Below are 17,667 nucleotides of genomic sequence, written 5' to 3'. Positions count from 1 at the left end.
CTGTTTTCGCAGAGTCCCCTCGATGTCGCTCGCGCAAGAGAAGACGGAACGCCACACCCTCTCGGTCCTCGTGGACAACGAGCCGGGCGTGCTGGCCCGCGTCATCGGCCTGTTCTCGGGCCGTGGCTACAATATCGACAGCCTGACCGTGTCCGAGGTGAGCCATGAGGGTCACCTCTCGCGCATCACCATCGTCACCACCGGCACGCCCATGGTGATCGAGCAGATCCGCAACCAGCTGGACCGCCTCGTGCCGGTCCATCGGGTGCGGGATCTCACCGTGGAAGCGGTGTCGCTGGAGCGCGAGCTCGCCATGGTGAAGGTGCGCGGCACCGGGGAAGCCCGTTCCGAGGCGCTGCGCCTCGCTGAGGCCTTCCGTGCCCGCGTCATCGACGCCACCACCGAGAGCTTCGTGTTCGAGATCACCGGCAAGTCCGACAAGATCGACCAGTTCGCGCTGCTGATGGCGCCCCTCGGCCTCGTCGAGGTGGCGCGCACCGGCATCGTCGCCATTTCCCGCGGCCCGGAAGCCATGTGAGCGCCGGCTGCGACCCCTTTCAACCCGTTTTACCAAGAGGAAAACCCATGCGCGTTTATTACGATCGTGATGCCGACCTGAACCTCATCAAGGGCAAGAAGGTTGTCATCGTCGGCTACGGCAGCCAGGGCCACGCCCATGCGCTCAACCTGCGCGACAGCGGCGTGAAGGATATCGTGGTCGCCCTGCGTCCCGGTTCCGCCAGCGCCAAGAAGGCCGAGGGCGAGGGCTTCAAGGTCATGACCCCCGCGGAAGCCGCCAAGTGGGGCGACGTGGTGATGATGCTCACCCCCGACGAGCTCCAGGCCGACATCTATCGCGAGAGCCTGCACGACAACATGAAGCAGGGCGCCGCGCTGCTGTTCGCCCACGGCCTCAACGTGCACTTCAACCTCATCGAGCCCCGCAAGGATCTCGACGTGCTCATGATCGCCCCGAAGGGCCCGGGCCACACGGTGCGCTCCGAGTACCAGCGTGGCGGCGGCGTGCCGACCCTCATCGCCATCGCGCAGGACGCCTCGGGCAACGCCCATGACCTCGGCCTCTCCTACGCCTCGGCCAACGGCGGCGGCCGCGCCGGCATCATCGAGACCACCTTCAAGGAAGAGTGCGAGACCGACCTGTTCGGCGAGCAGGTCGTCCTCTGCGGCGGCCTCGTGGAGCTGATCCGCGCCGGCTTCGAGACGCTGGTGGAAGCCGGCTACGCGCCGGAGATGGCCTATTTCGAGTGCCTGCACGAAGTGAAGCTGATCGTCGACCTCATCTATGAGGGCGGCATCGCCAACATGAACTACTCCATCTCGAACACCGCCGAGTATGGCGAGTATGTCACCGGCCCCCGCATCATCACGCCCGAGACCAAGGCCGAGATGAAGCGCGTGCTGACCGACATCCAGACCGGCAAGTTCACCCGCGACTGGATGCTGGAGAACAAGGTCAACCAGGCCTCGTTCAAGGCCACCCGCGCCCGCCACAACGCCCACCAGATCGAGGCGGTCGGCGAGAAGCTCCGCGAGATGATGCCCTGGATCAAGGCCAAGGCGCTCGTGGACAAGAGCAAGAACTGAGTTTCAGTCAGGTTCTGGAACAGGGAGCGGGCGCCGGAAGGCGCCCGTTTCTGTTTCAGGGTGCCCATCCGATCCGCTGCACGACAGAAGCCTCCTAAAGAAGCGGCGGAATGACTTCGGCACCAAGGCCTTAGCCGCCGTCCCGTCTAATCATTCTCATTTAGAACTGGGCGCCTCCGTCTTGAGGCGCGCCTTCCGGTGCCTCAGCCTTGGGCCTGCCTCACGGATGCGCAGGTCCAGCGGGCGACAGGGCAGGGCGGCTGGGCCGCCGGCCGCACACGGAAGAAGGCAGATGATCGTCAACGTGATTTTCGGTTCGGACGGGGGGGCCACCAAGGCCGTTGCCGCCCGCATTTGCAAGAAGGCCTCGGGCCGCTCCATCGACATCAAGGCCGCGAGCGTCGGTGATTTCGAGCAGTGCGACCTGCTCATCCTCGGTTCGCCCACCTATGGGGCGGGCGATCTCCAGTCCGACTGGGAAGCCAATATCGACACGCTCAAGTCCGCCAACCTCGCGGGCAAGAAGGTGGCCCTCTTCGGCACGGGAGACCAGGCCACCTATCCGGACTCCTTCGTGGACGCCATGGGCCTCCTCTATGATCTCGTGGCGGAGAAGGGGGCCGCCGTCGTCGGCTTCACCGAGACCTCGGGCTATGACTTCACCGGTTCGCTGGCCGAGCGCGACGGGCAGTTCGTTGGCCTTGCCATCGACCCCGACACCCAGTCCTCCCTCACCGAAAAACGGGTCACCGCATGGCTTGCGAAGCTGCTCTAGACCAGGTGACGCTGCGCATCTTCAACCACAATGTCTATGAGTTCCGGCGTGGCGTCCGCTGCCTGTTCCTCATGACCATGGCCGCCCATGACCTGCCGCCCATCCTCGTGCGGCTGGAGGGATCGCAGATCGAGCATTTCGTCCAGCAGGTGAATGCGGAGAAGGTGAATCTGTTCTTCGGCCGGACCGCCTTTGTGCAGACCACCCGCAGCATCGTGACCAAGCCCCTGTGCCAATTGACACCGGAGGAGGATTTCATGCTCGGCTACGACCGCGAGCAGCAGTGCGAGCGCTATCTCTCCCGCTGCGGCCGGCCGCCGTTCGTGTGCACGAGCCATTGAGGGCTGCCGCCCGGAATTCGCGGGTCCGCCCCGGTCCGCTTTGGGCTATCATCCGGCAGTCTGAGAGGAACTGCCGTGGCCGACACGTCCCCCGCCCTGTTCATCCGTCTCGATTTTGGTGACGGCCGGCGCCTCGGCCCCGGCAAGATCGCATTGTTGGAGGCGATCCATCTCAGCGGCTCCATCCTCGGCGCTGCCAAGGCGCTGGGCATGAGCTATCGCCGCGCCTGGATGCTGATGGACGAACTCGGCCGCATGTTCGAGGAGCCGGTGCTGCGCACCTTTCCCGGCCGCCGGGGTGGCGGGTCGGAAGTGACGCCTTTCGGCCATCGCCTCATCGCGCTCTATCGCGCCATGGAGCGGCAGGCGGCCCGCGCCACCGAGGGCGCGGGCGGCGAGATCATGCGTTCGCTTGCGAAGGATTATCAGGCTCGACCAGACGCAGAGCCGGAGTCCCAGGCGGGCTGAACGGGCCGTCCGCCGGCGCCGCGAACAAAGGCGAGCGGGAATCGACAGCCACCGCCTTGATCATCACCCACACCGGCATGCCGGGCTCCAGCGCCAGACGATTGACGCTCTCCACGGTCACGAGCGCGCGCAGGGTGACGTGGCCGAGGTCCACGCCCACGTCCGCATAGGGGCCCTCCTCGCGGCGGATGTCGCTGACCTTGCCCGCGATGCGGTTGGTGACGGAGACATCCATGGGCCGCGACAAGGAGAGCGCCACGTCGCGCGAGCGGATGCGGGCGCGGGCCGGGGCGCCAAGCGGGAGATCCACCAGCGGCACGCGCAGTTCGCCATCGGGAAAGGCGAGGCTGGAGAGGGCATAATGGGTATCGTGGGCGGCGACCGTGCAGTCCACGATGGTGCCGAGGTCGAAGCGCCCCACCACCGGCAGCAGCGCTGGCTGGGACATCACATCCGCCACGCTGCCGGCCGCCACCACGCCCCCGTCCGCCATGGCCACCACCATGTCGGAGAGGCGCAGCACCTCCTCGATGGCGTGGCTGACATAGAGGATGGGCAGCTTCAGCTCGTCCCGCAGCACTTCAAGGTAGGGCAGGATTTCCGCCTTGCGCTGTTCGTCGAGGGCGGCGAGGGGCTCGTCCATCAGGAGCAGGCGGGGCTGGGCAAGCAGGGCGCGGCCGATGGCCACCCGCTGGCGCTCGCCGCCGGAGAGGGTGTGCGGCCGGCGGCCGAGCAGATGGCCGATGCCGAGCATGCCCACCACCGCATCGAAGCCGATTCGCTTTTCGCCCTTCGCCCGCCGTTCGCCATAGCGCAGGTTGGTTTCCACGCGCATGTGCGGAAACAGGCGGGCGTCCTGGAAGACATAGCCCACCCGCCGGCGCTCCATGGCGAGGTCGATGCCCCGCGCGGCGTCGAAAAACACCGTGTCGCCGATGCGGATGCTGCCGCTGTCCGGGCGTACGGTGCCCGCCACCATGTGGATGATGGTGCTCTTGCCCGCGCCGGAGCGGCCGAACAGCGAGGTGATGCCCTTCTCGGGCGCCACGAAACGGGCCGCGAGCCGGAAGCTGGAGGAGCGCGTCAGCGCGACGTCGATCTCGATCATGCCCGCCCCAGGACCATGCGGATGCGCCGGTCGGCGAACTCCGCCAGCAGGAGGGCACCGAGCGCCAGGATGATGGAGACGACCGTGAGGCGCAGTGCGATGGCGTCGCCGTCGGGCACGCTGGTGGCGCTGTAGATGGCGAGCGGGATGGTCCGCGTCACGCCTTCCACGTTGGAGACGAAGGTGATGGTGGCGCCGAACTCGCCCAGCGCGGACGCGAGCGACATGAGCGTGCCGGAGAGAATGCCCGGCAGCATCAGCGGCAGGGTGATGCTGAAGAAGACGTCGAGCCGTGAGGCGCCGAGCGTGCGCGCGGCCGTCTCCAGCCCCCGGTCCACCGCATCGAGCGAGAGGCGGATGGCGCTGACGGTGAGCGGGAACGAGACCACGGCGGCGGCGACGGTGGCCCCAGCGGTGGAGAAGATCAGCCGGATGCCGAACCACTCATAGAGATAATAGCCAAGGGCGCCGCGCGTCCCGAGGAACAGCAGCAGCAGATAGCCGACCACCACGCGGGGCAGGACGAGCGGCAGGTTGATGACGCCATCCACCAGCCCGCGCCCCGGGAAATCGAGGCGGGAGAGGATGAAGGCGACGACGATACCGGGGGGCAGGCTCCACACGGTGGCCCAGAAGGCCACCTGCAGGCTCAGCCGCACGGCCGTCCATTCCTCCGGGGTCAGAATCACGGCGGGTCCTTGAGGATCGGCGGGGGCAAGGAAAGCTTACGCCCCCGCGCATTGCGCTGCGAAGGGGGAAGCGCCTACTTCACCGTGAAACCGTATTTGGCATAGACCGCCTTCGCCTCGGGGCTCAGCAGTTCCGCATAGAAGGCCTTGGCGGCGGCCGTGTCGTGATCCTTCACCAGTGCAAAGGGATAGGTGATGGGCTCGTGGCTATCGGACGGGAACGTACCCGCGATGACGACATTCTTCGCGATGGCCGCATCCGTGCCATAGACGATGCCCGCCGGGGCCTCGCCGCGCTCAACGAAGGCGAGGGCGGCGCGCACGCTGTCGGCGCCCGCGATCTGGGCCTTCACCTTGTCCCACAGGCCGAGCTTGGTCAGCGCCGCCTTGGCATAGACGCCGACCGGCACGCTATCCACATTGCCCGTCACCAGCTTCCCGTCCTTGCCGAGCAGGGCCGCGAAGTCGAAGGCGGGGCTGATGGTGATCTGCGTCGGCTTGCTGGCGGGGACGACCACCACCAGCGTGTTGCCCAGCGCCGGAACGCGCGTGTCCTTCACGATGAGGTTGCGCTGCTCCAGATAGTCCATCCAGCGATTGTCGGCGGAGATGAAGATGTTGGCCGGTGCGCCGGCCTCGACCTGCTTGGCCAGTTCGGAGGAAGCGGCAAACGAGAAGCGCACCGGCACGCCGGTCTTCGCCGTATAGGCCTTGGCGATGTCCTGAAGCGCATTCGTCATACTGGCCGCGGCGAAAACCGTGACGGCCTCCTGCGCGTGGGCGGCAGGCGCCGAAAGAGCGAGTGCGGACAGGGCGAGGGACAGAAAGGTGCGGCGCGCGAAACGGCTGGTGGCAAGGCGTTGAACGGCAAAGGAAACAAGAGACATGTCCGCCTCCGGAAAGGAAGTTATATCTCCTCATATATAGCTTCCCTTCCGAAGGCCACGTCAAAAGAGGGGCACCTTGTGGATGCCTATTTTGGCTGCACGCTGCCGTTTCCGTCCGGTGGCGGGATCACGGGCATGGTCCCGGTGTCTGGCGCAGGCTTGTGCATGTCCGGATCGACACTGCGCGGCGGGGGAATGACGCCGTCGTTGCGGCGAAGCTGGTCGGAGAGCGTGTCGCCCGGCTGGGGCGCGGGCAGGGTTGGGCCGGGCGCGGTCGGCGGGCGGGGATCGTTGCCCGCCTGTGCATGGGCGGCGGGGGCGGCGCCAAGTGCCAGGCTGCCGGCGAGGGCCAGCGAGACGGCGAGGGGGATATGCCAGGTCATTGCCGTTCCTTCCTGTTGTCGGAAGGCAAACCCGGCCGCCGCCTGCCCTGTTCCGGTCAGTAGCCGATGAGCTTGAGCGCGGCCCCGCCCGGTGCGAGCATCACGAAAGCCCAGAGGAGGGCACTCGCCACATTGGCCACTTGGAAAGGGATCTGCCGCATGGCCAGGATGCCGGCGATGAGCGGCACCACGGCACGGGCCGGGCCGAAGAAGCGGCCCACCGCGATGCTCCAGACCCCGAACCGGGCGAAGAAGGCTTCGCCCTGCGCGACCATCTCCGGCCGGCGGGAGAGCGGCCACACGGTCTTCGCCCCGTCCTTGAAATAGTAGCCGAGTGCATAGGACACGCTGTCGCCCAGCATTGCGCCCGCGGCGGCGGCGACCCAGATGGGCCAGAAGGCGAGATTGGATGCCTCGATCAGCGCGCCGATGCCCAGCAGAAGCACCGTCGCGGGAATGAAGATCGAAAGAACAGCCAGGGATTCCCCGAAAGCGAGTGCAAAGACGATAGGCACTGCCCATTGCTTGTGCTGTTCAACCAGGGCCAGTGTATCGGCAACGAAAGAGCTGAAGTCGATCATCGGTCCTCCGCGGAACTAGATCGAGGGCATTGTCGGCGATTGCAAGGCAAGGCTCCGGTCTGACGGGAATTTGCGTCCGCCGGCGGGGGAAAGCGCCATTCCGGCGCGAATAAGCGCGGGCGTGCCTTGAAATCTCCACGGATCTGAGCCATATGCCAGCCGTAGCGATCAGGATGACTGATGAAGCGTCATCTACGGTCGCGCTCGGGCCGCGTAGCGGAAACCGCTCAAGGGTTGTTAGGCAGAGCTTTGCTCGCCGCACCCGAACGGCTTCGGCCCGACTACCGTATGATCGATTGCGACAGCCCAGGCCACGCGGGGTGTCAAACGCCCTCGCGATTGCGCTGCGCCTCAACACGACAGGCGCGCGGCTCTCGCCCATGAAAGACAGAGCTTGACCTCATTTTCTGAACTCGGCCTTGCCGAGCCCATCGTCCGTGCGCTGACCGAAGAAAAGCACGTGACGCCCACGCCCATTCAGGCACAGGCCATTCCGGCCATCCTCTCTGGCAAGGATCTCATCGGCATCGCCCAGACGGGCACCGGCAAGACCGCCGCCTTCGGCCTTCCCATCCTTGACCACCTCTCGCGCAACCCGCGCCGCATCGAGCCCCGCTCCTGCCGGGTGCTGATCCTCTCGCCCACCCGCGAGCTCTCCGGCCAAATCCTCGACAATCTTGACAAGTTCGGCCGCCACATCCGCCTCTCCACCACGCTCGCCATCGGCGGTGTGCCCATGGGCCGGCAGATCCGGGCGCTCCAGCGGGGCGTCGACGTGCTCGTCGCCACCCCCGGCCGCCTCATGGACCTGGTCGAGAACAATGCCCTGAAGCTCGACACCGTCGAGGTGTTCGTGCTCGACGAGGCGGACCAGATGCTGGACATGGGCTTCGTCCATGCCATCAAGGCCATCGTCCGTCGCCTGCCGCACAAGCGGCACAGCCTCTTCTTCTCCGCCACCATGCCCTCGGCCATCGCCGATCTTGCGGCCTCCATGCTCCGCAATCCGGTCACGGTTGCTGTGACGCCGGTCGCCAAGACGGCCGACCGCGTGGACCAGCGGGTCATCTTCGTGGAGAAGCCCGCCAAGGCGAAGATGCTCGCCGAGGTGCTCAGCACCGAGGAGGTCGACCGCGCCCTCGTCTTCACCCGCACCAAGCATGGCGCGGACAAGGTGGTGCAGGTGCTCGCCCGCGCCGGCCACAAGGCCGAGGCCATCCACGGCAACAAGTCCCAGAACCAGCGCGACCGTGTGCTCGCGGCCTTCCGCGAAGGTTCGCTGCGCACCCTGGTGGCCACCGACATCGCCGCACGCGGCATTGATGTCACCGGCGTGAGCCATGTGATAAATTACGACCTGCCGAACGTTCCCGAATCCTACGTTCACCGCATCGGCCGCACGGCCCGCGCGGGGCGCGAAGGCATCGCCATCTCGTTCTGTGACGGCGAGGAGCGCGCCTACCTGCGGTCCATCGAGAAGCTCATCCGCATGACGCTTCCGACCACCGACCGCCGGGGCGAAGCACGCCCGGCGGAGGCTGCGGACGCGGTGGGCGAGGATCGTCCGCGGGCGAATGCCCAGCCCCGGGGCGAACGTCAGGAGCGGCGCGAGCCGCGTGGCGAACGCAAGGAAGCGCGTCCGCCGCGGGCCGAGCGCCCGCAGGGTGAGCGCGTCCAGGGCGATCGCCCGCGCGGTGAACGTCCGCGTGGCGAGCGCACCGGCGCGGAGCGCAACGGTGCCGAGCGCAATGGTGCTGAGCGTCATGGCGCCGAGCGCGTGCATTCCGAGCGTCCGGCGGGAGCGCGTCAGCGTTCGGCGGCCGGGCCTCATGGTGAGGGCCGCAAGGCCGACGCCCGTCCGGCCCATGGTGGCCGCGCCGAGCAGCCGCGCAGCGAGCGTGGCGGCCGGGCGCAGGGCGGTCAGCGCGCTCAGAGCTCCGAGATCGGAGCCATTGGTTTCATGCGGGCGCCTGCCCGCAGCGACAAGACCGGTCCGGCACGTCGTCCGGTCCGCTGAAATTCGGGGAAGCTGGAGAAGACTATATGGCGAAAGAGGAACTGCTGGAGTTCGAAGGAACGGTGACGGAAGTCCTGCCCGACGGGAACTTCCGCGTGCGGCTCGACAATGATCATCAGATCCTGGCCTATGCGGCCGGCAAGATGAAGAAGAACCGCATCCGCACCATCGAAGGCGACCGCGTCGTGGTGGAAATGTCCCCCTACGATCTCGATCGCGGCCGGATCAATTTCCGCCACAAGGCGGAAGGCAACGCGCCGCCGCCCGGCGCCCGGCGCCAGCAGAATTTCCGCCGCCGCTGATTGCGGCCGCGGCGCCAGACGTCAGATGCAAAAGGCCGGGCTTGCGCCCGGCCTTTTTGCGTTCAGGTGTCCCGATGGAAACGTCAGAGGCGGCTCGATGGGAGATCCAGCAGGATCTCGATCACCGGGGCTGCCGGGTCCGCCACCAGCCGGCGCCGCAGGACCACGAGGTCGTGCCGGCCGGAATCGGACAGGGCCACACGGTCGCCCTGCTGCAGCGTGCTGAACAGTTCATCCGCCCGCTCCGACAACCAGGTCATCCGCACCGAAAGGCCGGATTGGACGACGAGGGACTGCGCGGCCTGGCTGAGGACGATGCGCGTCTTGAAGGCCGGCGGAGCGGATGACGCAGGGGCCGTACCGGTTTCACCCGGAGGCGTGCGGACGGGGAGGGGCAGGGCTCGCATCATGGTGCTCCGCTAGCACGCCGCGCCATGCGTGTCATGGCGGCTTCCGTGAACTTTCAAAGACCCATCCGGTCCGGCGATCTTCCGCACCCGGGCTTGCGCCGCCAATCGGGTTGGCTAACCTCACGGCCCCAATCAGCCGGGCTCGACCCCGGCACCGGAGGAAACATGACGGGGCTCAACACGGCCGCCCCCGGCGCGCTTCAGGCGGCGGCGGGCGCAGCACCTGCTGCGCAACTGGACGGCGTCCGGATTTCCTTTCCCGCAAGCGGTCCGCGCGGCGCGGAGTTCATCGCCGTCGAGGGGGCGAGCCTTACGGTGGCCGATGGCGAGTTCGTCGCCATCGTGGGCCCCACGGGCTGTGGCAAGTCCACCCTGCTCAATGCCACCGCCGGCCTGCTCGTGCCGAGCGTCGGGTCGGTTTCCATTTTCGGCGCGCCCCTGAAGGGGCTCAACCGCAGCGCGGGCTATCTCTTCCAGGCCGAGGCGCTGTTTCCCTGGAAGACGGTCATCGATAACGTCGCCATCGGGCTGGACGTCGCGGGCGTGCCGACCGCGCAGGCGCGCGAGCGTGCGGCCGCGTGGCTGAAGCGGGTGGGCCTCGGCGCCTTCGCCGACCGCTATCCCCACATGCTCTCCGGCGGCCAGCGGAAGCGCGTCGGCCTCGCGCAGGTGCTGATCCGCGATCCCAAGATTCTGCTCATGGACGAGCCGTTCGGCCCGCTCGACGCGCAGACGCGCCAGATCATGGGCAATCTGCTGCTGGATCTCTGGACACAGGACCGCAAGGCGGTGCTGTTCGTGACTCACGATCTCGATGAGGCCATCGCGCTCGCCGACCGGGTGGTCATCATGAGCGCGGGCCCGGCCTCGCGCATCATCGGGGAATGGCGGATCGGCCTTGCCAGGCCGCGTGACATCGCCGAGGTCCGGCTGCTGCCGGAATTCCATGCCTTGCACCGGGAAATCTGGGGCGCGCTGAGGGAGGAAGTGGTGAAGGGGTATCGGCAGACGGAAGAGGTGGCGTGATGCGGGGTGCCATGTCCCGGCCCCTGCTGCTGGCCTTGCAGGTTCTCGTCGCTATCGTCCTCATCGCGCTCTGGCATTTCGGCTCGACCATCAAGATCCCGGCCGGTGTCCTCACCGCCAAGGCCTTCTATCCGCTCGATCCCTTCTTCTTTTCCACCCCGATCGCCGTGTTCCAGCGCACCTGGCAGGACTTTGCCACGGGCGTCATCTGGTATCACCTCGGCATCACGGCGCTGGAGACGGCGCTCGCGTTCGCGATTGGGGCCCTCGGCGGCATTCTGGTGGGCTTCTGGTTCGCCCGCCGGCAGATCGTGGCGGCGGTGTTCGACCCTTACGTGAAGATGGCGAATGCCCTGCCGCGCGTGGTGCTGGCGCCCATCTTCGCGCTCTGGCTCGGGCTCGGCATCTGGTCGAAGGTGGCGCTGGGCGTCAGCCTCGTGTTCTTCATCGTCTTCTTCAACGTCTATCAGGGCGTGAAGGAGGTGAGCCCCACCGTGCTCGCCAACGCCCGCATGCTCGGCATGAGCGAGCGCCAGTTGCTGCGACACGTCTATTGGCCCTCGGCGCTCACCTGGATGTTCTCCTCGCTTCACACCTCCGTCGGCTTCGCGCTGGTGGGGGCGGTGGTTGGCGAATATCTCGGCTCGGCCGCCGGCCTCGGCTATCGCATCCATCAGGCGGAGGGCGTGTTCGACGTGACGGGCGTGTTTTCCGGGATGTTCGTGCTCGCCGTCTTCGTCATCCTCATCGATGCCGTGGTCACGGTGATCGAGAACAGGCTCACGGTCTGGCGGCCGGCACCCGCCAGCCAGCAACGATAAATCACCCAACAAGACGCCCCATGGAGAGGAAACCCATGTCCAGCATCACCCTGACACGGCGCACGCTGCTCGCCGTTTCGACGGCGGCAGCCCTGTTCGGTCTCGCGGCCACGCCGGCGGCGGCGCAAAAGGCGGAGAAGCCGAGCCTCACCCTCGGGGTGGGCGGCAAGCCGCTGCTCTATTATCTGCCGCTGACGATCGCCGAGCAGAAGGGCTTCTTCAAGGAGGAGGGGCTCGATGTCACCATCAACGACTTCGGCGGCGGCGCGAAGTCGCTCCAGGCGCTCATCGGCGGCTCCATCGATGCCGTGACCGGCGCCTATGAGCACACCATCCGCATGCAGGCCAAGGGGCAGGACATCGTCTCGGTGATCGAGCTCGGCCGCTATCCGGGCATCGTGCTGGTGGTCCAGAAGGACAAGGCGGCGAAGCTGAAGACCATCGCCGACCTGAAGGGCGCCAAGATCGGCGTCACAGCGCCGGGCTCCTCCACCAATTTCTTCGTCGATTTCCTGCTCGCCAAGAACGGCCTCAAGCCCAGCGACGTCTCCTATATCGGCGTCGGCGGCGGGGCTTCCGCTGTCGCCCAGATGAAGCGCGGCGAGATCGATGCCATGGCCAATCTCGATCCCGTTATCACCAAGCTGGAGAGCGACGGCGACGTGACGGTCCTCGCGGACACCCGCACGGAGGAGGGCAACCAGAAGATCTTCGGCGGAACCAATCCGGCCGCCGTGCTCTATCTCAAGCGCGATTTCGTCGAAGCCAACCCGGTGACCACCCAGAAGCTCACGAACGCCTTCTACAAGGCCCTCAAGTGGCTGGAGAAGGCGAGCCCGGACGATGTGGCGAACGTCGTGCCGCCGGAATATCTGCTGGGTGAACGGGCGCTCTATGTGGCGGCGGTGAAGGCCTCCAAGCCCACCTATTCGCAGACCGGCGTCATCCCCGAGAGCGGCATGAAGAATGCGCTCAACATGCTGGTGGAGTTCGATCCGGAGCTGAAGAGCGCCACCATCGACCTGCCGAAGACCTTCGATGGCAGGTTCGTGAAGAAGGCCGCCGAAACCATCAAGTGAGGATGGTCGCTGCCGGAGGCGTTATCCGCGGCAGAACAGACGTCATGCCCGGGCTCGACCCGGGCATCCACGCCGATCGGCTCGCCAGACCGCTACCGTTCGAAGCGGCGCCCGTAGTTGGCAGGGACAAGCCCGACCAACTACGGCAGGCGTGGCGGACGCGCGGCGCCTGAAAGCCCCTCAGCGCATCACATAGACCGTCGCGCCGACCTTCACGCGATTATAGAGGTCGATGACGTCATCATTGGTCATGCGGATGCAGCCGGACGACACGGCCTGCCCGATGGTCTCCGGCTCGTTCGAGCCGTGGATGCGGTAGAGGCTCGACCCCAGATACATGGCCCGCGCGCCCAGCGGATTTTCGATGCCGCCGGGCATATAGCGTGGCAGGTCGGGGCGACGCTTCAGCATCTGCTCCGGCGGCGTCCAGGAGGGCCATTCCTTCTTCGCGCTCACCGTCTTCACGCCCGACCACTGAAAGCCGTCGCGACCGACGCCCACGCCATATTCCATGGCCTGACCGGGGGCGGTGACGAAATAGAGGCGCCGCTGGGCGGTGTTCACCACGATGCTGCCCGGCTGGTATTTGGCATCGAAGGCTACCAGATGCCGGGGAAAGGGCGAGGTGCCCGCCACATTGCCCGCGCCGCTGAACAGAGCGGCGAAGCCGAAGAAATCGGTGGGCTGGGGGGACTGGTAAGGGGCGGCGACCGCCGACCCGAGGGAGACAGCCAGCACGGCTGCGGCGGCAAGGCTTCGACGCATCATCAGTCGGTCACTCCACGCACGCGAAAGAGCCGGACACGAGACTGCCGAAATCTCGCCGCAAACGCGCAGGTGATGCAACCGAATTGTCGGACGGCGCAAGGGAATGCGCGGCAGGGTTAAGCGTGCATTGCGGCTCAGCTTGAGGCCGAAGGCACAAACGATCGAAGTGTCTGAGCTTTGAGGCCGGATGGTGGGCGATGCAGGGATTGAACCTGCGACCCCTCCCGTGTGAAGGGAGTGCTCTCCCGCTGAGCTAATCGCCCATCCGATGCGGCGCCGGGGCAGTTGCCAACCGGCGAGGTCGGCTGTTTAGGTCGTGGGCTCGGGGGTGTCAAGCGTCCCCCCGTCTCGCCCCCGCTGACACCCTTAGGCGGCTGTGGATGACAGTACGTCTTCCACAGCCCGAACCAAGTCAGCGTAATGCTCGATGAGCCGATCGGCGCCGAGATGGGCGGCCGGCGTCTCCGTATAGCCGAAGGAGACCGCCACCGAGGGAATCTGCGCTGCCTTGGCCGTGGCGATGTCAGTGGCGCTGTCGCCCACCATCACCGCACGGGCGGGCGTGCCGCCGCAGGCGGAAATGGTGGAGAGGAGCGGCAGCGGGTCGGGCTTGGCGATGCCATAGGTGTCCGCGCCGGTAATGGCGGCAAAGCGTGGCGAGAGGCCGAGGCCGTCCAGCAGCAGGCGGGCGAGATATTCGAGCTTGTTGGTGCAGACCGCGAGGACGGCGCCCTGGGCGGCAAGCCTGTCGAGCGCCTCCACCATGCCGGGGAAGGGGCGCGACTCATCTGCGATGTGAGCGGCGTAATGGTCGAGGAATTGCCGGTTCATGCGGTCGAGTTCCTCCGGTGGAACGTCGACGCCGGCGCGCTTCAACGCCCGCACGATGAGCATCCGGGCGCCGCCGCCGATCATGGGGCGTGCTTCCGCGCGGTCCACCGGCGCGATGCCATGGGCGGAGAGCACCACGTCGAGGGTTGAGAGAAGGTCCGGTGCCGTATCGACGAGTGTCCCGTCGAGGTCGAAGGCGATCACCGGGCGAACCTGAGACATGACGCAATCCCTGCTGAAGTCATCGGAGCAAACGCGGCGCACGGGGCGCCTTGCCTCCTTGTCGCAGGTTCGGCCGCACCTTCAAGGGCGGCGTTTGCGGGACGGCACGGGTGGCCGGTGCGCCGCTTTGCCTGTTCAAGCCAGGCGGCAGAGGGACGCGAAGATGCGCCAGCCGCTTGAGGTTCGCGCCGTTCGCGGCTAGGCAACCGGCGAACCGCTGGAGCACAGACATGGCCGACGCCGAAGAGCTGAAACGCGCCGCCGCCGCCAAGGCGCTCGAATACGTGACCGACGGCATGCGCCTCGGCCTCGGCACGGGCTCCACCGCCAAGCATTTCGTGGCGCTGCTCGCCGAGCGGGTCGCCGCCGGCCTCAAGGTGACGGGCGTGCCGACCTCCGAGCAGACCAAGGCGCAGGCGCTTTCCCTCGGCGTGCCGCTGGCGACGCTGGATGAACTGCCGGAGCTCGATCTGTGCATCGACGGTGCCGACGAGATCGGCCCGGAGCTCGCTCTCATCAAGGGTGGTGGCGGCGCTCTGCTGCGCGAGAAGATCGTCGCCAGCGCCGCCCGCGAGATGATCGTCATTGCCGACGAGACCAAGACTGTCGCGACCCTCGGCCGCTTTCCCCTGCCCATCGAGGTCGTGACCTTCGGCGTCGAGGCCATCAAGCTGCGGCTGAAGGGCGCCATCGCGACGGCCGGATGCGATGGCGAGCTGAAGCTGCGCCACAAGGCGGATGGCAAGCCCTTCATCACCGATCAGGGCAATGTGATCGTCGACGCGCATCTCGGCCGCATCCCCGATCCGCGTGCACTCGCCCGTGCGCTGGAAGAGGTGGCCGGCGTCGTGGAGCATGGCCTGTTCCTCGGCCTCGCCCGCCGCGCGGTGCTCGCCGGCGCCAATGGCATTTCGGTCATCACGCCCTGAGGACGAGCGGCCGGAAGCGGCAAGCTTCTGGATGCATCCCACTCTGGATCAGTTATAGAGAACGCCCCTTCTGGAGAATGTCATGGCTGTGTTTCCCTCGGTTCGCTCTTTCGGAGCCGGCCTTCTCGCCCTCGGGCTGATGGCGGGCAGCGCGCTGGCCCAGACAGCGGCGCCCGCCGCCCCGGCCGCCTTGCCCCAGCCGACGGCGGCGCAGATGCAGATCGCCCGCCAGCTCGTGGAAGCCAATGGCGAGGCCCATGCCTTCGACGGCATCATCCCGAACATCGTGGATGGCGCGGCGCTCGGCTTCCTGCAGACCAATCCGGATCTCGCGCCCAAGCTGCGGGACACGGCCAAGGCGCTGCGGCCGGAGTTCGAGAAGCGCAAGGGCGAGCTGATGGACATCCTGGCTGCGTCCTATGCCCAGCGCTTCACCGAGCAGGAGCTGAAGGACGCGCTCGCTTTCTACCAGACCCCCGTCGGCAAGAAGCTGGTGAGCGACCGCGCGCAGATCGTGCAGCAGGCGGTGATCGCCATTCAGGCCTGGGGCGCCAAGCTCAACAGCGAGGCCATGAACCGCATCCGCGAGGAAATGAAGAAGCAGGGCTACGATCTCTGATCGCCCTGCGGGCGCCCCTTTGCCAGAGCGGGCCAAGGATGGGGTTTCGCCCTGTTCTTGGACCCGGCGGGGAAGTGGGGCCTCGTATCCAGGTGCATGTCCGGGCCCGCACTCGCATGACGTCATTTGATGACGCGTGCGGTCCCGGCAGATTCCTTCGACGGGGATGACTTTGACCGGAGCCGGACGCGCATGACCGCGCTCACAGGATCGGGCCGAGCATCGCGACGGAGTTATTCCAGAGCTGCCGCAAGAGGCCGTAGCTCTCTACATGGGCGAGAGTGACCGGCTCCGCAGCATCCATGAAAACCTGCTGACGTTCCCGCAGCGCCTGAGTGAAGGCGGGATCATGGAGCAGGATGTTGTTTTCGGCATTCAGTTCGAAACTGCGGCGGTCGATGTTGGCCGAGCCGATCAGCGTGACTTCGCCATCGATCGTCAGCGTCTTGGCGTGAAGAAGGCCGCCAGCATATTCGCGGATCGCGACACCCGCCTCCAGCAGGTCCTGATAATAGCTGCGGCTGGCGGCGGCGACGATCCAGGAATCGTTCCGCCGCGGGAAGACGATGGTGGTGGCGACGCCACGCCGCGCGCTTGCGCGCAGGGCGGCCTGGATCGGTTCGTCGGGCACGTAATAGGGCGTCGTGATCACCAGTTCACGGCGCGCCGCATTCATCAGAGCCACGAAGGTTTCGGGCATCGCCGAATAGCGCACGCTGGGGCCGGAGCCGATGACCTGTGCCACGAACCCCGCTTTGGACACGTCGCTTGAGACGGTCGGCGTAAATAGGGGAGACAGATCCTCTTCCACCTGCGCCATCCAGGTGCTCGCGAAGAGGTGCTGGTTCTGGCGCACCACCGGCCCCTCGAACCGCGCCATGACGTCCACCCATGGGGCAAAGCGGGCCTTGGGCGCGAAGGCGGCATCCGCGCAATTCTGGCTTCCGCAATAGGTGATGGCATTGTCGATCACCACGATCTTGCGGTGATTGCGCAGATCGATCCGCCCCTTGAACGGCCGCAGCAGCAGGTTGCCCACCGGCAGCGCGCGCCCAAGGCGCACTCCCGCGCTGGCCATGTCGGCCCAATGGGAGGAGCGGATGAGATGCCGCGAGCCGAGATCGTCGGCCATCGCCCGGCACACGACGCCGCGTGCCGCCGCGCGCTTGAGGGCTTCGGCGATCTTCAGTCCGCTGTCGTCCGCCAGCCAGATATAGAACAGCACATGCACGCTTTCGCGCGCGGCATCGATGTCATCGACCATCGACGCGATCGCTGCGGCAGAATCGGCCATCAGGCGGGCCCTGTTGCCGGCGACCGGCAGATAATTGCTCACCGACTGGCCGACGCGAAACAAGGGGACATAGCGTTCCGGCAGGTCGGCCTCGGCGGACGGCCCGGCGATGGTCTGTGCCGGAGGCAGTTTCTCGAATGCCTCCCTCAGGCGGGCAACATGCCTGCGCCCCGGATTGACCTCGCCGAACAACACATAGGCGAGGATGCCCACCACCGGCGCGAGGCCGATCACCAGCACCCAGGCGATGCGCGAGGACGGTTCGCGATGCGGGCGCAGCAGCGCCCGAACGATGAAGAAAAGCTGGAGGCTGGCATGGACCGCGAACAGCAGCCAGGCGAGAACGGCCGAATCGTGCATGGAGTGAAGACATCCCGGATCATCACAGGGCGTATTAAAGCACGCCGCGCGGTGTTCCCACGGTGGTGCGCGGCCTGCACAGGCAGGAGATGCGCGCGCCGACATCGCCCCGTCGCGGCGGTCCTGTGAAAGAAGGTGCCGCGAAAGTTTTT

21 protein-coding genes and 1 tRNA gene are annotated in these 17,667 nt (G+C 66.7%); 12 read left to right on the top strand and 10 right to left on the bottom strand.

All coding sequences use genetic code 11. The annotated features are described in order from the left end of the window. Positions 1 to 22: 22 nt before the first annotated feature. The 5 genes from ilvN (at position 23) to AZC_RS12275 (ending at position 3,189) form a co-directional block, all read left to right on the top strand. The gene (ilvN, locus tag AZC_RS12295) at positions 23 to 538 is read left to right on the top strand and encodes an acetolactate synthase small subunit (RefSeq protein WP_012170901.1); all 516 of its coding nucleotides are present in this window, start codon (positions 23 to 25) and stop codon (positions 536 to 538) included. A gap of 47 nt (positions 539 to 585) precedes the next feature. Next, a complete protein-coding gene (gene ilvC, locus AZC_RS12290) occupies positions 586 to 1,605 on the top strand; it encodes a ketol-acid reductoisomerase (RefSeq protein WP_012170900.1) in 1,020 nt (339 codons plus the stop codon). A 292-nt stretch (positions 1,606 to 1,897) separates the two neighbouring features. Beyond that, positions 1,898 to 2,380, top strand: coding sequence for a flavodoxin FldA (fldA, locus tag AZC_RS12285; RefSeq protein ID WP_012170899.1), 483 nt, complete (start codon positions 1,898 to 1,900; stop codon positions 2,378 to 2,380). Then, a complete protein-coding gene (locus AZC_RS12280) occupies positions 2,359 to 2,721 on the top strand; it encodes a DUF2023 family protein (protein ID WP_043879286.1) in 363 nt (120 codons plus the stop codon). The genes fldA and AZC_RS12280 overlap by 22 nt, the downstream gene beginning before the upstream one ends. 75 nt (positions 2,722 to 2,796) lie before the next feature. Further along, positions 2,797 to 3,189, top strand: coding sequence for a winged helix-turn-helix domain-containing protein (locus tag AZC_RS12275; RefSeq protein ID WP_012170897.1), 393 nt, complete (start codon positions 2,797 to 2,799; stop codon positions 3,187 to 3,189). Here the strand turns inward: AZC_RS12275 and modC are convergent. From modC to AZC_RS12250, 5 genes are all read right to left on the bottom strand, one after another. After that, complete coding sequence (gene modC, locus AZC_RS12270; RefSeq protein ID WP_012170896.1) at positions 3,122 to 4,297, bottom strand: molybdenum ABC transporter ATP-binding protein; 1,176 nt, start codon at positions 4,295 to 4,297, stop codon at positions 3,122 to 3,124. The genes AZC_RS12275 and modC overlap by 68 nt on opposite strands. Continuing rightward, positions 4,294 to 4,983 carry a molybdate ABC transporter permease subunit gene (modB, locus tag AZC_RS12265; RefSeq protein ID WP_043880268.1) on the bottom strand — a complete coding sequence of 230 codons (690 nt, stop codon included), beginning with the start codon at positions 4,981 to 4,983 and terminating at the stop codon, positions 4,294 to 4,296. Before modB ends, modC begins: the two co-directional genes overlap by 4 nt. 77 nt (positions 4,984 to 5,060) lie before the next feature. Beyond that, on the bottom strand, positions 5,061 to 5,873 hold the full coding sequence (modA, locus tag AZC_RS12260) for a molybdate ABC transporter substrate-binding protein (RefSeq protein WP_012170894.1): 813 nt from the start codon (positions 5,871 to 5,873) through the stop codon (positions 5,061 to 5,063). An 86-nt stretch (positions 5,874 to 5,959) separates the two neighbouring features. After that, the gene (locus AZC_RS12255) at positions 5,960 to 6,256 is read right to left on the bottom strand and encodes a hypothetical protein (protein ID WP_043879284.1); all 297 of its coding nucleotides are present in this window, start codon (positions 6,254 to 6,256) and stop codon (positions 5,960 to 5,962) included. Between the two features lie 56 nt (positions 6,257 to 6,312). Then, positions 6,313 to 6,834 (bottom strand): DedA family protein, encoded by a 522-nt coding sequence (locus tag AZC_RS12250; RefSeq protein ID WP_420794833.1) that lies wholly within the window; start codon positions 6,832 to 6,834, stop codon positions 6,313 to 6,315. Positions 6,835 to 7,231: 397 nt separating this feature from the next. On the opposite strand from AZC_RS12250, the gene AZC_RS12245 reads away from it, so the two are divergent. Next, positions 7,232 to 8,854, top strand: a complete 1,623-nt coding sequence (locus AZC_RS12245) for a DEAD/DEAH box helicase (protein ID WP_012170892.1) — start codon at positions 7,232 to 7,234, stop codon at positions 8,852 to 8,854. Between the two features lie 26 nt (positions 8,855 to 8,880). After that, on the top strand, positions 8,881 to 9,156 hold the full coding sequence (infA, locus tag AZC_RS12240) for a translation initiation factor IF-1 (RefSeq protein ID WP_012115181.1): 276 nt from the start codon (positions 8,881 to 8,883) through the stop codon (positions 9,154 to 9,156). 83 nt (positions 9,157 to 9,239) lie between these two features. On the opposite strand, the gene AZC_RS12235 is transcribed toward infA, so the two are convergent. Next, positions 9,240 to 9,563, bottom strand: coding sequence for a hypothetical protein (locus tag AZC_RS12235; RefSeq protein ID WP_148209841.1), 324 nt, complete (start codon positions 9,561 to 9,563; stop codon positions 9,240 to 9,242). A gap of 168 nt (positions 9,564 to 9,731) precedes the next feature. Between AZC_RS12235 and AZC_RS12230 the strand changes: the two genes are divergently transcribed. From AZC_RS12230 to AZC_RS12220, 3 genes are read left to right on the top strand one after another with little or no spacing between them, the layout of a single operon-like run. After that, positions 9,732 to 10,592, top strand: a complete 861-nt coding sequence (locus AZC_RS12230; RefSeq protein ID WP_081433972.1) for an ABC transporter ATP-binding protein — start codon at positions 9,732 to 9,734, stop codon at positions 10,590 to 10,592. An 11-nt stretch (positions 10,593 to 10,603) separates the two neighbouring features. Further along, entirely contained in the window at positions 10,604 to 11,413 is an 810-nt protein-coding gene (locus AZC_RS12225; protein WP_043880266.1) for an ABC transporter permease, read from the top strand. Between the two features lie 44 nt (positions 11,414 to 11,457). Further along, entirely contained in the window at positions 11,458 to 12,492 is a 1,035-nt protein-coding gene (locus AZC_RS12220; protein WP_208299757.1) for an ABC transporter substrate-binding protein, read from the top strand. A 180-nt stretch (positions 12,493 to 12,672) separates the two neighbouring features. Here AZC_RS12220 and AZC_RS12215 read toward each other — a convergent pair whose 3' ends face one another. The 3 genes from AZC_RS12215 to gph form a co-directional block, all read right to left on the bottom strand. After that, complete coding sequence (locus AZC_RS12215; RefSeq protein WP_081433971.1) at positions 12,673 to 13,260, bottom strand: L,D-transpeptidase; 588 nt, start codon at positions 13,258 to 13,260, stop codon at positions 12,673 to 12,675. 188 nt (positions 13,261 to 13,448) lie between these two features. After that, positions 13,449 to 13,523 (bottom strand) — tRNA-Val (locus AZC_RS12210). A gap of 103 nt (positions 13,524 to 13,626) precedes the next feature. Further along, positions 13,627 to 14,313, bottom strand: coding sequence for a phosphoglycolate phosphatase (gph, locus tag AZC_RS12205; RefSeq protein WP_012170886.1), 687 nt, complete (start codon positions 14,311 to 14,313; stop codon positions 13,627 to 13,629). 230 nt (positions 14,314 to 14,543) lie between these two features. Between gph and rpiA the strand changes: the two genes are divergently transcribed. Then, entirely contained in the window at positions 14,544 to 15,242 is a 699-nt protein-coding gene (gene rpiA / locus AZC_RS12200; protein WP_043879282.1) for a ribose-5-phosphate isomerase RpiA, read from the top strand. Positions 15,243 to 15,324: 82 nt separating this feature from the next. Then, entirely contained in the window at positions 15,325 to 15,861 is a 537-nt protein-coding gene (locus tag AZC_RS12195; RefSeq protein WP_012170884.1) for a DUF2059 domain-containing protein, read from the top strand. A gap of 202 nt (positions 15,862 to 16,063) precedes the next feature. On the opposite strand, the gene cls is transcribed toward AZC_RS12195, so the two are convergent. After that, positions 16,064 to 17,515 (bottom strand): cardiolipin synthase, encoded by a 1,452-nt coding sequence (gene cls, locus AZC_RS12190; protein ID WP_012170883.1) that lies wholly within the window; start codon positions 17,513 to 17,515, stop codon positions 16,064 to 16,066. Between the last annotated feature and the right edge of the window lie 152 nt (positions 17,516 to 17,667).

The sequence above is a fragment of the Azorhizobium caulinodans ORS 571 genome (assembly GCF_000010525.1).
In the GTDB taxonomy this organism is placed as follows: Bacteria; Pseudomonadota; Alphaproteobacteria; order Rhizobiales; family Xanthobacteraceae; genus Azorhizobium; species Azorhizobium caulinodans.
Note: the sequence above shows the minus strand (reverse complement) of the source record. Positions and strands in the feature narration are given on the sequence as shown.

Excerpts from the sequence above, each read along its gene's own strand:
- ilvN (WP_012170901.1), top strand. The coding sequence starts at position 23 with ATGTCGCTCGCGCAAGAGAAGACGGAACGCCACACCCTCTCGGTCCTC.
- ilvC (WP_012170900.1), top strand. The coding sequence starts at position 586 with ATGCGCGTTTATTACGATCGTGATGCCGACCTGAACCTCATCAAGGGC.
- fldA (WP_012170899.1), top strand. The coding sequence starts at position 1,898 with ATGATCGTCAACGTGATTTTCGGTTCGGACGGGGGGGCCACCAAGGCC.
- AZC_RS12280 (WP_043879286.1), top strand. The coding sequence starts at position 2,359 with ATGGCTTGCGAAGCTGCTCTAGACCAGGTGACGCTGCGCATCTTCAAC.
- modC (WP_012170896.1), bottom strand. The coding sequence starts at position 4,297 with ATGATCGAGATCGACGTCGCGCTGACGCGCTCCTCCAGCTTCCGGCTC.
- modA (WP_012170894.1), bottom strand. The coding sequence starts at position 5,873 with ATGTCTCTTGTTTCCTTTGCCGTTCAACGCCTTGCCACCAGCCGTTTC.
- AZC_RS12255 (WP_043879284.1), bottom strand. The coding sequence starts at position 6,256 with ATGACCTGGCATATCCCCCTCGCCGTCTCGCTGGCCCTCGCCGGCAGC.
- infA (WP_012115181.1), top strand. The coding sequence starts at position 8,881 with ATGGCGAAAGAGGAACTGCTGGAGTTCGAAGGAACGGTGACGGAAGTC.
- AZC_RS12235 (WP_148209841.1), bottom strand. The coding sequence starts at position 9,563 with ATGCGAGCCCTGCCCCTCCCCGTCCGCACGCCTCCGGGTGAAACCGGT.
- AZC_RS12230 (WP_081433972.1), top strand. The coding sequence starts at position 9,732 with ATGACGGGGCTCAACACGGCCGCCCCCGGCGCGCTTCAGGCGGCGGCG.
- AZC_RS12225 (WP_043880266.1), top strand. The coding sequence starts at position 10,604 with ATGTCCCGGCCCCTGCTGCTGGCCTTGCAGGTTCTCGTCGCTATCGTC.
- AZC_RS12215 (WP_081433971.1), bottom strand. The coding sequence starts at position 13,260 with ATGATGCGTCGAAGCCTTGCCGCCGCAGCCGTGCTGGCTGTCTCCCTC.
- gph (WP_012170886.1), bottom strand. The coding sequence starts at position 14,313 with ATGTCTCAGGTTCGCCCGGTGATCGCCTTCGACCTCGACGGGACACTC.
- rpiA (WP_043879282.1), top strand. The coding sequence starts at position 14,544 with ATGGCCGACGCCGAAGAGCTGAAACGCGCCGCCGCCGCCAAGGCGCTC.
- AZC_RS12195 (WP_012170884.1), top strand. The coding sequence starts at position 15,325 with ATGGCTGTGTTTCCCTCGGTTCGCTCTTTCGGAGCCGGCCTTCTCGCC.
- cls (WP_012170883.1), bottom strand. The coding sequence starts at position 17,515 with ATGCACGATTCGGCCGTTCTCGCCTGGCTGCTGTTCGCGGTCCATGCC.